This is a genomic window from Streptomyces sp. NPDC002676 (genome assembly GCF_053592455.1).
Window position 1 is genome coordinate 20,790 of the sequence record NZ_JBSFVT010000013.1, and the last position, 14,507, is coordinate 35,296.

At 73.4% G+C, this 14,507-nt stretch carries 10 protein-coding genes; 5 read left to right on the forward strand and 5 right to left on the reverse strand.

The window, feature by feature from the left end; all coding sequences use genetic code 11:
- Positions 1–54 precede the first annotated feature (54 nt).
- On the reverse strand, positions 55–5,028 hold the full coding sequence (locus ACWD3E_RS29285; RefSeq protein ID WP_451390576.1) for an ATP-dependent helicase: 4,974 nt from the start codon (positions 5,026–5,028) through the stop codon (positions 55–57).
- Positions 5,029–5,109: 81 nt separating this feature from the next.
- The gene (locus ACWD3E_RS29290; RefSeq protein ID WP_451390577.1) at positions 5,110–6,090 is read right to left on the reverse strand and encodes a hypothetical protein; all 981 of its coding nucleotides are present in this window, start codon (positions 6,088–6,090) and stop codon (positions 5,110–5,112) included.
- Positions 6,091–6,170: 80 nt separating this feature from the next.
- Between ACWD3E_RS29290 and ACWD3E_RS29295 the strand changes: the two genes are divergently transcribed.
- Both ACWD3E_RS29295 and ACWD3E_RS29300 read left to right on the forward strand, forming a co-directional pair.
- Entirely contained in the window at positions 6,171–6,365 is a 195-nt protein-coding gene (locus ACWD3E_RS29295; protein WP_451390578.1) for a DUF3046 domain-containing protein, read from the forward strand.
- A 107-nt stretch (positions 6,366–6,472) separates the two neighbouring features.
- Positions 6,473–7,609, forward strand: coding sequence for an AI-2E family transporter (locus tag ACWD3E_RS29300; protein ID WP_451390728.1), 1,137 nt, complete (start codon positions 6,473–6,475; stop codon positions 7,607–7,609).
- 27 nt (positions 7,610–7,636) lie between these two features.
- On the opposite strand, the gene ACWD3E_RS29305 is transcribed toward ACWD3E_RS29300, so the two are convergent.
- A complete protein-coding gene (locus ACWD3E_RS29305; RefSeq protein WP_451390579.1) occupies positions 7,637–8,380 on the reverse strand; it encodes a hypothetical protein in 744 nt (247 codons plus the stop codon).
- Positions 8,381–8,706: 326 nt separating this feature from the next.
- On the opposite strand from ACWD3E_RS29305, the gene recA reads away from it, so the two are divergent.
- From recA to ACWD3E_RS29320, 3 genes are all read left to right on the forward strand, one after another.
- Positions 8,707–9,831: a recombinase RecA gene (gene recA, locus ACWD3E_RS29310; protein ID WP_451390580.1), complete on the forward strand. Its 1,125-nt coding sequence runs from the start codon at positions 8,707–8,709 to the stop codon at positions 9,829–9,831.
- A gap of 3 nt (positions 9,832–9,834) precedes the next feature.
- Positions 9,835–10,746, forward strand: a complete 912-nt coding sequence (gene recX / locus ACWD3E_RS29315; protein ID WP_451390581.1) for a recombination regulator RecX — start codon at positions 9,835–9,837, stop codon at positions 10,744–10,746.
- Positions 10,747–10,935: 189 nt separating this feature from the next.
- Positions 10,936–13,464: an FtsX-like permease family protein gene (locus ACWD3E_RS29320; protein ID WP_451390582.1), complete on the forward strand. Its 2,529-nt coding sequence runs from the start codon at positions 10,936–10,938 to the stop codon at positions 13,462–13,464.
- A 31-nt stretch (positions 13,465–13,495) separates the two neighbouring features.
- Here ACWD3E_RS29320 and ACWD3E_RS29325 read toward each other — a convergent pair whose 3' ends face one another.
- Together ACWD3E_RS29325 and ACWD3E_RS29330 are read right to left on the reverse strand one after the other, a co-directional pair.
- A complete protein-coding gene (locus ACWD3E_RS29325) occupies positions 13,496–13,906 on the reverse strand; it encodes a rhodanese-like domain-containing protein (protein ID WP_451390583.1) in 411 nt (136 codons plus the stop codon).
- Positions 13,903–14,451 (reverse strand): cysteine dioxygenase, encoded by a 549-nt coding sequence (locus ACWD3E_RS29330; RefSeq protein ID WP_451390584.1) that lies wholly within the window; start codon positions 14,449–14,451, stop codon positions 13,903–13,905. Before ACWD3E_RS29330 ends, ACWD3E_RS29325 begins: the two co-directional genes overlap by 4 nt.
- Positions 14,452–14,507: the final 56 nt, after the last annotated feature.

Consider the following 14,507-nt stretch of genomic DNA (forward strand, 5'->3'; position numbering starts at 1 on the left):
TGGGGTGACGGCGGGCGGTGCCACCGTGTACCGGCCCGGGGCCACGCCGGTCGGTCACGCTCTGAGCCGCAGGCCGCGCGGGTTCGCGACGAAGCCCGCGCCTTCCAGGAGTGCGCCTATGGGGGAGGTCAGCGCCTGGGCTCCGTTGATCCGCTCCACGGTGACCGTGCCGAGGGAGCCCGCGCGGGCGGCGGCTGCCAGGGCCTCCGCGGCCGTACGGAGGCGGAGGTCGTCGTCGGGGACGGTGTCCGGCGCGGACGGCCAGGCCAGCAGCGTCTTGCCGCCGCGCTCCATGTACAGCGTCAGTTCGCCTTCCACCAGGACGATGAGCGAGCCCGCCTTGCGGCCCGGCTTGTGCCCGGCCCCGGTCGGCGGCTCGGGCCACGGCAGGGCCGCGCCGTAGGCGTTCGCGGGGTCGGCTGCCGCGAGGACGACGGCGCGCGGGTCGGGCGCCGCGCCGTGGGTGCGACGGTCACCGAAGCCCCGGTGCGTGCCCGAGCCGTAGGCGGAGTCGGAGCGGCTGCCTCTGGGGCCGCCGTAGCCGGGGGAGGCGAAGGGATCGGCGAGGTCGCGGGGAGAGACGTAGTCGCCCGGGGACATGGGCTGCTCCTCCGGTGGCCAGGTGAAGTCGCCGTCGAGGCCGGGGTGGGCGAAACCTCCGGCGCCGTCGAAGACGCCGGGTGCCGTCCGGTCGTGGAGGCCGCCGACGGCCGGTGCGAAGCCGTTGCCCGGGCCGCCGTCGCCGGGGAAGCCCGGGGCCGGCAGGCCCTCGCCGCGGTCGCGGGCGTTGGAGACCGCGCGGAGGCGGTCCACGGCGCCGTCCATCGCGAACTGGGCCGCGCCCAGCCCCTCGACCACGTAACCCCGCCGGGCCTGGCCGCTGTCCTCGAAGGCGGACAGCACCCGGTACACCGCCGAGAAGCCGCCCTCGACGCCCTCCGCCGCCACCGCGCCCCGGGTTACCACGCCGTGCCGGTCGAGCAGGGTGCGGGCCAGCGCGTGCGCGCGCACGGTGGGGTCCGGCTCGGCCGCCGGCAGCAGGGACCAGCGGCCGGCCACGGTCGGCGGGCCGGTGCGGGAGGCGGTGCGCGCGGCGGCCGTCAGGGAGCCGTACCGCCCGCGCGGGACGGAGCGCTTGGCGCGATGGGCGGTCGAGCCCGCCGTACGGCCCGAACCCAGCAGCGAGCGCATCGGCGCGAGGGTGTCGTTGGTGAGCCGACCCGACCAGGCAAGGTCCCAGAGCGCGTCGGCCAGTTGGGGGTCGGTCGCATCGGGGTGCGTGGTGGCGCGTACCTGGTCGGCGATCTGACGGAAGAACAGGCCGTAGCCTCCGGAGAGGGTGTCCAGGACGGACTGGTGGAGCGCGGTCGGCTCCAGCGGGTGCGGGGGCGGCAGCAACAGCGGGGCGGCGTCCGCCAGATACAGCGAGACCCAGCCGTCCTTGCCGGGCAGCGCGCCCGCGCCGGCCCACACCACCTCGCCCGCGGAGGTCAGTTCGTCGAGCATCGACGGCGTGTAGTTCGCCACGCGCGAGGGCAGGACCAGCTTCTCCAGCGCCGAGGCGGGCACGGACGCCCCCTGCAACTGCTCGATCGCGCGCACCAGTCCGTCGATGCCGCGCAGACCGTGGCCCTTGCCGATGTGCTGCCACTGAGGCAGGAACTGGGCGAGAGCGGGCGGGGGTACGGGCTCCAGCTCGTGCCGCAGGGCCGCCAGGGAGCGGCGGCGCAGGCGGCGCAGTACGGCCGCATCGCACCACTCCTGGCCGATGCCCGCGGGGTGGAACTCGCCCTGGACGACACGGCCGCCCGCGGCGAGCCGCTGCAGGGCGCCCTCGGTGACCGCCACGCCGAGGCCGAAGCGGGCCGCCGCCGTGGCCGACGTGAAGGGGCCGTGGGTGCGGGCGTAGCGCGCGAGGAGGTCTCCGAGGGGGTCCTTCACCGGTTCGGTGAAGGCCTCGGGGACGCCGACCGGCAGCGCCGTGCCGAGCGCGTCGCGCAGCCGCCCTGCGTCCTCGACGGCCGCCCAGTGGTCGGCGCCGGCGACACGGACCCGGATGGCCCGGCGGGCGGCGGCCAGCTCCCGCGCCCACTGCGGCTCGGCGCCCCGCTCGGCCAGCTCGGCGTCGGTCAGGGGGCCGAGCACCCGCAGGAGGTCGGCGACGCCCTCTACGTCCTTGACCCGGCGGTCCTCCGTCAGCCACTGCAGCTCGCGCTCCAGCTCGGCCAGGACGTCCGCGTCCAGCAGCTCCCGCAGCTCCGCCTGGCCCAGCAGCTCGGCCAGCAGCCGGGAGTCCAGGGAGAGCGCGGCGGCGCGGCGTTCGGCGAGCGGGGAGTCGCCCTCGTACAGGAACTGGGCGACGTAGCCGAAGAGAAGGGAGCGGGCGAACGGCGACGGCTCCGGCGTGGTGACCTCGACCAGGCGCACCTTGCGGGACTCGATGTCGCCCATCAGCTCCACGAGACCGGGCACGTCGAAGACGTCCTGGAGGCACTCGCGGACCGCTTCCAGGACGATCGGGAACGAGCCGAACTCGCTCGCCACCTGGAGCAGCTGGGCGGCCCGCTGGCGCTGCTGCCAGAGCGGGGTGCGCTTGCCGGGGTTGCGCCGCGGCAGCAGCAGCGCGCGGGCGGCGCACTCGCGGAACCGGGAGGCGAACAGCGCCGAGCTGCCGACCTGGTCGGTGACGACCTGGTCGACCTCGCCCTTGTCGAAGGAGACGTCGGCCGCGCCCACCGGCGCCTGCTCGCTGTCGAACGCCGTGTCGAGGGGGGTGCCGGCCTTCATGGGCTCCTGGTCGAGCAGGTCCAGGCCCATCAGGTCGGCATCGGGCAGGCGCAGCACGATGCCGTCGTCGGCGTGCATGACCTGCGCGTCCATGCCGTAGCGCTCGGCGAGGCGGGCGCCGAGGGCGAGGGCCCAGGGGGCGTGGACCTGGGCGCCGAAGGGGGAGTGGACGACGACCCGCCAGTCGCCCAGCTCGTCGCGGAAGCGCTCGACCACGATCGTGCGGTCGTCCGGGACATGGCCGCAGGCCTCGCGCTGCTCGTCCAGGTACGACAGGACGTTGTCCGCCGCCCATGCGTCGAGGCCCGCCGCGAGCAGGCGCAGCCGGGCGTCGTCCTTGGGCAGCGCGCCGACCTCGCGCAGGAACGCGCCCACCGCGCGGCCCAATTCGAGCGGGCGGCCCAGCTGGTCGCCCTTCCAGAACGGCAGCCGGCCCGGCACGCCGGGCGCGGGGGAGACCAGGACGCGGTCGCGCGTGATGTCCTCGATGCGCCAGGAGCTGGTGCCGAGTGTGAAGACGTCCCCCACGCGGGACTCGTACACCATCTCCTCGTCCAGCTCGCCGACCCGGCCGCCGCCCTTCTTGGGGTCGGAACCGGCGAGGAAGACCCCGAAGAGGCCGCGGTCGGGGATCGTGCCGCCGGAGGTGACGGCGAGGCGCTGGGCGCCGGGCCGGCCGGTGACGGTGCCGGCCACCCGGTCCCACACCACGCGCGGGCGCAGCTCCGCGAACGCGTCGGACGGGTAGCGGCCCGCGAGCATGTCCAGCACCGCCGTGAACGCGGACTCGGGGAGCGCGGCGAAGGGGGCCGCGCGCCGGACCGTGGCGAGCAGGTCGTCGAACTGCCAGGTGTCCAGTGCCGTCATGGCGACGAGCTGCTGCGCGAGCACGTCCAGCGGGTTCGCCGGCACCCTCAGGGACTCGATGGAGCCCGAGCGCATCCGCTCGGTGACCACGGCCGCCTGGACCAGGTCGCCCCGGTACTTGGGGAAGACCACGCCGGTGGAGACGGCGCCCACCTGGTGTCCCGCGCGGCCGACGCGCTGGAGTCCGGAGGCGACCGAGGGCGGTGACTCGACCTGGACGACGAGGTCGAGGGCACCCATGTCGATGCCCAGTTCGAGGCTGGACGTGGCGACCACGGCGGGCAGCCGCCCTGCCTTCAGGTCCTCCTCCACCAGGGCGCGCTGCTCCTTGGAGACCGAGCCGTGGTGCGCGCGGGCGATCACCGGGGGCGCGCCCTGGGCCGCGCCCGAGCCGCCCATCAGCTGGGCGGGGGCGTGGTGCTCCTCCAGGGGCTCGCCGGTCGCGCGTTCGTACGCGATCTCGTTGAGCCGGTTGCACAGCCGCTCCGCGAGGCGCCGGGAGTTGGCGAACACGATCGTGGAGCGGTGGGCCTGCACGAGGTCGGCGATCCGCTCCTCCACGTGCGGCCAGATCGACGGCTTCTCCGCCCCCTCGTTGCCGTCGGCCGCCGGAGAGCCGCCCAGCTCGCCCATGTCCTCGACCGGGACGACGACGGACAGGTCGAACTCCTTGCCGGACTGCGGCTGGACGATCTCCACCTTGCGGCGCGGGGACAGATAGCGGGCGACCTCGTCCACCGGGCGCACGGTCGCCGACAGGCCGATGCGCCGGGCCGGCTTGGGCAGCAGCTCGTCCAGACGCTCCAGGGAGAGCGCGAGGTGGGCCCCGCGCTTGGTGCCCGCGACCGCGTGCACCTCGTCCAGGATCACCGTCTCCACGCCCGTCAGCGCGTCGCGCGTGGCCGACGTGAGCATCAGGAAGAGCGACTCGGGGGTCGTGATCAGGATGTCCGGCGGGCGCGTGGACAGGGCGCGGCGCTCGGCTGCCGGGGTGTCGCCGGAGCGGATGCCGACCTTGACCTCGGGCTCGGGCAGGCCCAGGCGCACGGACTCCTGACGGATGCCGGTCAGCGGGCTGCGCAGGTTGCGCTCGACGTCGACCGCGAGAGCCTTCAGCGGGGACACGTAAAGCACCCGGCAGCGCTTCTTCGGGTCGGCCGGGGGCGGGGTCGAGGCCAGCTGGTCCAGGGCGGCGAGGAACGCGGCCAGCGTCTTGCCCGAGCCGGTCGGGGCCACCACCAGCACGTCCGAGCCCTCCCGGATGGCCCGCCACGCGCCCGCCTGGGCCGCGGTGGGCGCGGAGAACGCCCCCGTGAACCAGCCGCGGGTCGCGGGTGAGAAGCCGTCGAGGGCCCGGTGGGCGGAGCTGACCATGCGTCCATCCTGCACCCGGCCACTGACAATCATTCTGACCTGGGGAAACGGGCCGCACGCAGCGTGCCGTGCCGGCCTGGCTCAGCCCATGAAGCGGCCGTACTCCCGGAGGGTGCGCAGCGCCTCGATCGTCACGATAGGGCCGGCCTCCAGGGCGGGCGCCGGTGCCCACCGGCGCCAGCGGACGGGCCAGCCGCCGTCCTCCCGCTGTTCGGCGGCGAGGAAGTCCAGGGAGCGTGCCATCTCGTCGTCCGTGAACCACGCGCGAGCGAGCGAGCGCGGGCTCTTGGCGAAGTCGTGCGGGAAGTGGTGCTCGCCCGGGGCGTAGCCGGGCGCGACCGGGCAGGCGTCGAGACGCTCCGGGTCCAGGGCCGCGAGTCGCTGCTCACGCACCAGCCTGCCGAGCCGGTCGGCGGCGGCCTCCGCGCGCGGGCGGTCGGGAGCGGAGTCCAGGAAGGCCACGGCGGCCTCCACCTCGTAGGGGTGGGACTTCTCCAGGGACTCCACGGCCTGCCAGCAGAAGTCCGTGGCCCGGAACAGCCACGCGTGCCATACCTCGTTGCGGTGCAGCAGCCCCACCACCGGCCCGGTGGCGAGCAGTGAGCCGTGGGGGTCCCCCCGGCCGAGCGTGTTCGAGGCTGGGGGAGGGTCGTCCACGACCGGGACGAAGGGTGCCGCCGGATATCCGCGCTGGCTGGGATGGACCGCGGGCAGGGCGCCGTCCGGAGTGGAGACGGAGGTCAGATAGCGGCACACGCGCTCCACGCGCTGCCCGGCGCAGCGTCCGATGGAGTCCAGCACGCGCAGCGCGTGACCGGTGTGCAGGGGCTGGCTCACGGGGCCGCGCAGATCGGGCTCCAGCGCGTGGCCGTACCCGCCGTCCTCGTTGCGGTAGGCGTCCAGCGCGGCCTCCACCGCGTCCGGCGCGCCGTTCAGGAAGTGGTACGCGAAGCGGCGCTGCTCCAGTACGCGCGCGGTGAGCCAGATGAACTGTTCGGCGCGGAAGAGCGGGGAGCGCGCCGGGGACGGGGAGGGGAGCGGGGAAACTCCTGTTTCGGCCATGGGTCAGACCGTAGGACGGAAAGCGGTCTCGGCATGCGGTCCCCGGCGGGGCCCACTCTCAGGGGCGGGATACTGGGGTCATGCGGTTGACGGTTTTCTGGCAGCGGATGGCGGAACACTTCGGTCCGGGGTACGCCGACACCTTCGCGCGCGACCATGTCATGACGGAGCTGGACGGGCACACGGTCAACGAGGCCCTGGACGCCGGCTGGGCGGCCAAGGACGTGTGGCGCGTGGTCTGCACGGTCATGAACGTGCCGGGGGAGAAGCGCTGACCGTGACAGTCGCTGACGACGACAACGAGCCGTTCGCCCCGCACTCGGCACCGACCGCTACGACGACGCCCGCCGCGCCCTCGGCCGAGGCCGCCCTGGACAGCCGTATGCCGCGCTGGCTGCCGCGCGCCATGGCGCTCGCACTCGCGCTCATTGCCGCGTTCCAGCTGGGCAGCTGGGCCTTCCACCAGCTGACCGGTCTGCTGATCAACATATTGATCGCGTTCTTCCTGGCCCTCGCGATCGAGCCCGCGGTGAGCCGGATGGCCGCGCGCGGCATGCGCCGGGGGCTCGCCACTTTCCTGGTCTTCCTCGGTCTGACGGTCGCCACCGCCGGGTTCGTGACCCTGCTCGGCTCGATGCTGGCCGGCCAGATCATCAAGATGATCGAGGGCTTCCCGGCCTATCTGGACTCGCTCATCAACTGGGTCAACCAGACGTTCCACACGGACCTGAGAAGGGTGGACATCCAGGAGGGCCTGCTCCACTCCGACTGGCTGCGCAAGTACGCGCAGAACAGCGCCGCCGGCGTGCTCGACGTGTCCACGCAGGTACTCGGGGGGCTGTTCAGGCTGCTGACGGTCGTGCTGTTCTCGTTCTACTTCGCCGCCGACGGCCCCCGGCTGCGCCGCGCCCTGTGCTCCGTGCTGCCGCCCGCGCGTCAGGCCGAGGTGCTGCGCGCCTGGGAGATCGCCGTCGACAAGACGGGCGGCTACATGTACTCGCGCGGGCTGATGGCACTCGTCTCCGGGATCGCGCACTACATCCTGCTCCTGGCCCTGGGTGTGCCGTACGCGCCCGTGCTCGGTGTGTGGGTGGGTCTGGTCTCGCAGTTCATCCCGACCATCGGCACGTACCTGGCGGGCGCGCTGCCGATGCTGATCGCGTTCACCGTCGCCCCCTGGTACGCGGTCTGGGTACTGGTCTTCGTCGTGGTCTACCAGCAGTTCGAGAACTACATGCTGCAGCCCAAGCTGACCTCGAAGACCGTCGACATCCACCCCGCCGTCGCCTTCGGCTCGGTCATCGCGGGGACCGCGCTGCTCGGCGCCGTCGGCGCGCTGATCGCCATCCCGGCCGTGGCCACGCTCCAGGCCTTCCTGGGGGCGTACGTGAAGCGGTACGCCGTCACGGACGACCCGCGGGTGCACGGCCACCGCGCCCGGGGGCCGGGCGGCCCCGGGGTGGTCACCCGCCTGCGACAGCGGCTGGACCGGCAGCCCGGCATGGAAGAGTCCTCCTAGGGCCCGCTTCAGTACGTCGGCCGCCCTTCAGTACGTCAGGACCGCCCACAACCCGGCCCAGGCGACGGCCGCCGCGTAACAGCCCACCGCCGCGGCCACGATCCGCGACCGTGTCCGCTCGCTCCACGCGGTGCGGGACAGCAGCCAGGCCAGCAGCGGCAGGACCAGGACGGCGTGCAGGCTCACCCCGTGCAGCGGCTTGAGCGGGGCCGTCGAGTGGTAGGCGGCCTCCTGGTGGCCGGTCCGGGTGAGCACGACTCCGCGCGCGATCATCGCCGCGCCCGAGGCCAGCGCCACGAGCAGGATCGCGAAGCCGGAGCGCACCGCGAGCGCCATGCCCGCGGGGCCGGCCGGCCGCTGCCGGAAGGAGGCGACGGCGAAGACGGTGAGCAGCGCCACGAGGACCCCGCCGCCCACCGCGAGCGTCATGGACACCGCCGTGTCGAAGGGGGTCTCCATGTTCAGGTGCGAGGGCACCCGGCGCCACGCCTGCAGGGTGATGCCGCCGACCTCCACCACGCAGTCGGCGGCGAAGACGGCGAGCAGGACGGTGCGCAGCCGCGCCCCGACGCGCAGATACGACGTGACCCGGGTGACCGCGATCAGGGTCGCCCCGAAGGAGAGCCCGAACGTCACGGGCTTGCGCCAGGAGACGGGACCGTCCCAGGGGCCGCCGTCGACCGCGAACACCACCAGGTGCACGAGTCCGCTCAGGACGAGGAACAGCCCGACGGCATGGCAGAGCCGGTCGGCGGCGCGCGGATTCTTCATGGCACCAAGGCTCCCGGGACCGGCTCGCGCGGTCGTCGTCCGGCCGGAGACACCGGTGGTACCCCGCCGGGAGTAGTGGGTGCGCCACGGCCCGTCGATGCGGGTGCGAAGCCCCGGTGCGCACCGTGTGGTGCACTTGACACCAAAATCGAACATCCATTCTTATGAAGGCTCAGGCGAGGCCTTCGGCGGGGATTTCACACCGGTTTGGTGCGATAAGTGCCCCAGTTATCCACAGGCCGGGCCTCCGTCAGGGCGCATTGTCAGTGGCAGGCGTTAGCGTCTTTGACGTGAAGCGATCGACTCAAGCAAACCGGGTGGAACCCATGGCAGGAACCGACCGCGAGAAGGCGCTCGACGCCGCGCTCGCACAGATTGAACGGCAGTTCGGCAAGGGCGCGGTCATGCGCATGGGCGAGCGGTCGAAGGAGCCCATCGAGGTCATCCCGACCGGGTCGACCGCACTCGACGTCGCCCTCGGCGTCGGTGGTCTGCCGCGCGGCCGTGTCGTGGAGATCTACGGACCGGAGTCCTCCGGTAAGACCACGCTGACCCTGCACGCCGTGGCCAACGCCCAGAAGGCCGGCGGCCAGGTCGCCTTCGTGGACGCGGAGCACGCCCTCGACCCCGAGTACGCGCGCAAGCTCGGCGTCGACATCGACAACCTGATCCTCTCCCAGCCGGACAACGGCGAGCAGGCCCTGGAGATCGTGGACATGCTGGTCCGCTCCGGTGCCCTCGACCTCATCGTCATCGACTCCGTCGCCGCGCTCGTCCCGCGCGCGGAGATCGAGGGCGAGATGGGTGACAGCCACGTCGGTCTGCAGGCCCGCCTGATGAGCCAGGCGCTGCGGAAGATCACCAGCGCGCTCAACCAGTCCAAGACCACCGCCATCTTCATCAACCAGCTCCGCGAGAAGATCGGCGTGATGTTCGGCTCCCCGGAGACCACGACCGGTGGCCGGGCGCTGAAGTTCTACGCCTCGGTGCGCATCGACATCCGCCGCATCGAGACCCTGAAGGACGGCACAGAGGCGGTCGGCAACCGCACCCGCTGCAAGGTCGTCAAGAACAAGGTCGCCCCGCCCTTCAAGCAGGCCGAGTTCGACATCCTCTACGGCCAGGGCATCAGCCGCGAGGGCGGCCTGATCGACATGGGTGTGGAGCACGGCTTCGTCCGCAAGGCCGGCGCTTGGTACACGTACGAGGGCGACCAGCTCGGCCAGGGCAAGGAGAACGCGCGCAACTTCCTCAAGGACAACCCCGACCTGGCCAACGAGATCGAGAAGAAGATCAAGGAGAAGCTGGGCGTGGGTGTCCGCCCGGAGGAGCCCGCCGCCGAGCCGGGCGCGGACGCGGCGGTCACCACCGCCGGCGACGACGCCAAGACGGCGCCCGCTCCGGCCGCCGCCAAGGCCACCAAGCCCAAGGCCGCCACAGCCAAGAGCTGACCCGTGACACGACGAACCGACTGGGCCGAGTACGAGTACGCCACCCCCGGTGCCCCACGGGGGAGGGGCACCGGGGGCGACACGGGCTTCGCCCCGGCCGGTGACGAGGGATACGGGCCGGAGCACGCGGACGAGGGGTACGGCGGACAGGACGGGTCCGGCGGACAGGACGGGTACGGCGGACAGGACGGGTCCGGCGGCCTGGGCCGGTACGAGGACCGCGGCAGCCACCCGGGCGGCGGCGAGCGCGACGAGCCCCACGGGGGCGGCTCGTCCGGCCGCGGTTCACGGGTCGCCGCCGGGCCGGGGGGCCGGGGGCGGGGCCGCCGGCGGCGCGGCTTCGGGGAGTCGCGCGGTGAGGACGAAGGCACCCCTTCCTCGTCGAGGGCCGAGCAGGGGGAGTCTTCGGGGGACCCGGCTGAGCGGGCGCGGGCGATCTGTCTGCGCCTGCTCACCGGGACCCCACGTACCCGCAAGCAGCTCGGGGACGCCCTGCGCAAGCGGGACATCCCCGAGGACGTGGCCGAGGAGGTGCTGTCGAGGTTCGAGGAGGTCGGACTGATCAACGACAGCGCCTTTGCGGACGCCTGGGTGGAGTCCCGGCACCACGGGCGAGGACTCGCCCGGCGCGCCCTCGCCCGGGAACTGCGCACCAAGGGCGTCGACTCCGCGCTGATCGACGAGGCCGTCGGACAGCTCGACTCCGAGCAGGAGGAGGCGACCGCCCGTGACCTCGTGGCCCGCAAGCTGCGTGCCACCCGTGGCCTCGACCGCGACAAGCGCATCCGCCGCCTCGCCGGAATGCTGGCCCGCAAGGGCTACCCCGAGGGCATGGCCCTCCGCGTCGTCCGACAGGCGCTGGAGGAGGAGGGCGAGGACACCGACTTCCTCGGGGACGGGACCGGGGACTTCTGACGGTCCGGCCCGGCACCTGGGTGGGGTAAACCCCCGCTGAAGACGCCGGGGCACCGCAGTGCTGCCCTGCCCCCGCATCGGCGAGTGTGGAGCCACGCTCCGGAACACGGCCCCGCACGGCGAGGCCGGTCCCGGTACGGGCAGCCGGGGCGTACGACCGAGTCGTACGACGGAAGCGAGCCCGCCCCGATGGTGCTGCGTTATGCCCTGAAGACCGTCAGAGCCCGCAAGGCGGGCTTTCTCGGCGCCTTTCTCGCCCTGATGTGCGCCGCCGCTCTGATCACCGCCTGCGGCACCCTCCTCGACACCGGCCTGCGCGGCACCATCCGCACCGAGCGCTACGCCGCGACCCCCGTCGTGGTCTCGGCCGACCAGTACGTCCGCCGCACCACCGTCAAGCACAAGCACGGCAAGACCAAGGTCAAGCACAAGGCGAAGCCCATCGCCGAACGCGCCTGGCTCTCCGCGGATCTGGGGGCGCCCCTCGCCCGCACTCCCGGCGTCGCCCGGGTCGTCCCCGAACTCACCTTCCTCGCCCAGCCGTTGACGCCGACCGGCACCGATGGCCGTACCGCCTACGGGCACGCCTGGGACTCGGCCGCGCTGACCCCGTACCGGCTGATCGCGGGCAGCGCGCCCAAAGCCGCCGGTGACCTCGTCGTCGACAGCGACCTCGCCGCTCGTGCCCGCCTCCGGCCCGGTGACCGGCTCACCGTGCAGTCCACGCAGGCCCCGCGTGGCTACCGGATCACCGGTATCGCCACCCCGGCCACCGTCGTACGCCACCAGACGTCCCTCTTCTTCTCCGCCGCCGAGGCCCGCCGGCTGGCCGCGCACCCCGGGCAGGTCACCGCGTTCGGTGTGCTCCCCGCCAAGGGGACGGACCCCGAGCGGCTGCGGCAGGCCGTGGAGCGGGCACTGCACGGCACCACGGCACAGGTCAGCACCGGCGCGGCCCGCGGGCCCGTCGAGTTCCTGGACGCGGCCACGGCCCGCGTCCGGCTGATCAGCATGGGCGCCGCGATGGGCGGCACCTCGCTACTGGTGGCGGTGCTCGTGGTCGTCGGCACGTTCGCGCTCACCGTGCAGCAGCGCCACCGCGAACTCGCCCTGCTTCGCGCCCTAGCCGCTACCTCCGGACAGATCCGCAAGCTGCTCGGCCGCGAGGCACTGATCGTCGGCGCGGCGGCGGGCACGGTCGGCGCGCTGCTCGGACTGCCGCTGGGTGGCTGGCTGTACTCCAGGTTCGTCGCCCTGGGCGCCGTACCCGACACGCTCCAGCGCACCGCCGGCGTCCTCCCGGCCCTCGTGGCTCTCGCGGCGACCCTGCTCGGGGCCTGGGCGGCGGCCCGGATCGCCTCGCGCAGAATCTCCCGGATCCGGCCGACCGAGGCCCTGGCCGAGGCCAGGACCGAGCGCACCCGCCCCGCCTGGGGGCGGCTCGCCGCCGGTCTGCTGCTCCTGGCCGGCGGAATCGTCCTCGTCGTCGTCCTCACCTCCCTGCGCACCGAGCCCGCCTCGACGCCCGTGACCTTCCTCGCCGTCGTCGTCCTGTCCACCTCCGTCGCCCTGCTCGGCCCTCTGCTGGTCAAGGCCGCCGCGCTGCTGCTCGCCGGCCCGCTCCGGCTCACCGGTCACGGCGGCCGGCTCGCCACCGCCAACCTGCGCGGCAACGCCGCCCGGATGGCCTCCGTCGTCACCCCCCTCACCCTGCTCGTCGGCATGACCTGCACTGTCCTGTTCGTCCAGTCCACCCTCGGCGACGCCGCCCGGAGCCAGGTCCGCGCGGGCGTCACCGCCGACTGGGTCGTCGCCGCCCAGGGACCGGGCGTCCCCGGCGAGGCGGCACAGCAACTCCGCGCCCGGCACGACACCGTCACCGAAGTGGTCCGCACGACCGTCCGGATCGGCCTCGACAAGTACCCCGCCCAGGGCGTCACGCCCACGGGCCTGACCCGCACCTGGGACCCGAAGGTCACCGCCGGCTCCCTCGACCGGCTCGCCCCCGAAACCGTCGCCGTCAGTGAACTGGCCGCGGGCCAGCACCACTTGAAGCCCGGGAGCACCCTGAAACTCACGCTCGGCGACGGCACGCCCGCCACGCTCACCGTCGCCGCCGTCTATGCCCGGGGTCTCGGCTTCGGCGACCTCACGTTCGCCCACGATCTCGTAGCCCACCACGTCGACAACCCGCTCGCCTCCTCCGTCCTCGTCAGCACGACCCGTACACAGACACAACTCGCGACTACACTCCGTGAGTTCCCGGCGCTGCGGATTCTTTCGCCGGCTGCCGCGGATTCCCTCCAGGCCGAGAGGGAGCAGACGAACGCCGAGGTCAACTACCTGGCCATGGGGCTCGTCCTGGCCTTCACAGCCATCGCCGTCGTCAACACGCTCGCCATGTCGGTCGCCGAACGTGTCCGGGAGTTCGCCCTGCTCCGCCTCGCCGGTGCGACGCGCCGTCAGGTGCTGCGCATGCTGCGCACCGAGGCGCTGTCCGTCCTGTTCCTCGCCACCGCGCTGGGCAGCGGCATCGCCCTCGCCGTGCTCAGCGCCTTCAGCCTCGGCATGACCGGCCGGGCGGCCCCCACGGTCACGCCGCTGCTGTACGTCACCGTCGTCGCGGTCGCCGCCCTCCTCGCGCTCGTGGCCAGCGCCGTACCGGGACGTGCGGCGCTGCGCGTGCGGGCGGTGACGGTGGCCACCGCGAAGGAGTAGTCCCCGTCACCCACCCGCCACGCAGGTCCGTTCAGGACACCGGCTCCACCGGCAGCCCCGCCGCCTGCCAGGCCTGGAAGCCGCCCACCAGATCCGTCGCCCGGTGCAAGCCGAGTTGGTGGAGGGAGGCGGCGGCCAGGCTGGAGGCGTACCCCTCGTCGCAGATCACCACGATGTGCAGGTCGTGACCGGTGGCCTCGGGGACGCGGTGGCTGCCCTGCGGGTCCAGGCGCCACTCCAGTTCGTTCCGCTCGATGACGAGGGCGCCCGGGATCAGCCCGTCCCGCTCGCGCAGGGCCGCGTACCGGATGTCGACCAGCAGGGCCGCACCGGTGCGCGCCGCCTCGTGCGCCTCCCGTGCTTCGATGCGCTGGTAGCCCTGGCGCACTCGCTCCAGCAACGCGTCGATCCCGAGCGGCCGTTCGCCCGCCGTGCCGCTCACTGCCAGTCCTCCGCGTGCTCGACGTGCTCCAGGCGCAGTACCTGGCCCGTACGGCTGTAGCGGCGGATCCGCGGCAGGGGTGGGTAGTAGGCGTGGACGGAGACCGCGTGCCGGTCGGGGGACTCGTTGAGCACCTCGTGCACATGGTGACGGCCGAAGGAGCGGCCCTGCCCGGCGGGCAGCCGGCGTTCGCGGTCCACGTCCTCGGTGAGTTCCAGGGTCTTCCAGCCGTCGGTGGGCAGCCGGGCGGCGAGCGAGTTCTCCTTGAGTTCGCCCGTAGCCGTGAGGAACGCGCCGACCGAGTCGGCGTGGTCGTGCCAGCCGGTGCCGGTGCCGGGCGGCCAGCCGATCAGCCAGGCCTCGCTGCCGCCGGGCCCGTTCAGCCGCACCCAGGTGCGGCCCTCCGGGTCGAGCGGCAGCGAGGCGATCAGCTCGGTGTCGGCGGCCGTACGCCGGACGAAGGCGAGGAGGTCCGCCTGCGTGGGCGCCGAGCGGGAGGCACGGGACGTAGGAGGAGAAGGGGACACAGCGGGGGAGACAGACACGTGCACCGTCCTGAAGAGGGTTCGCCGAACGAGCGCGCGACGGCGCCCGGAGAAGG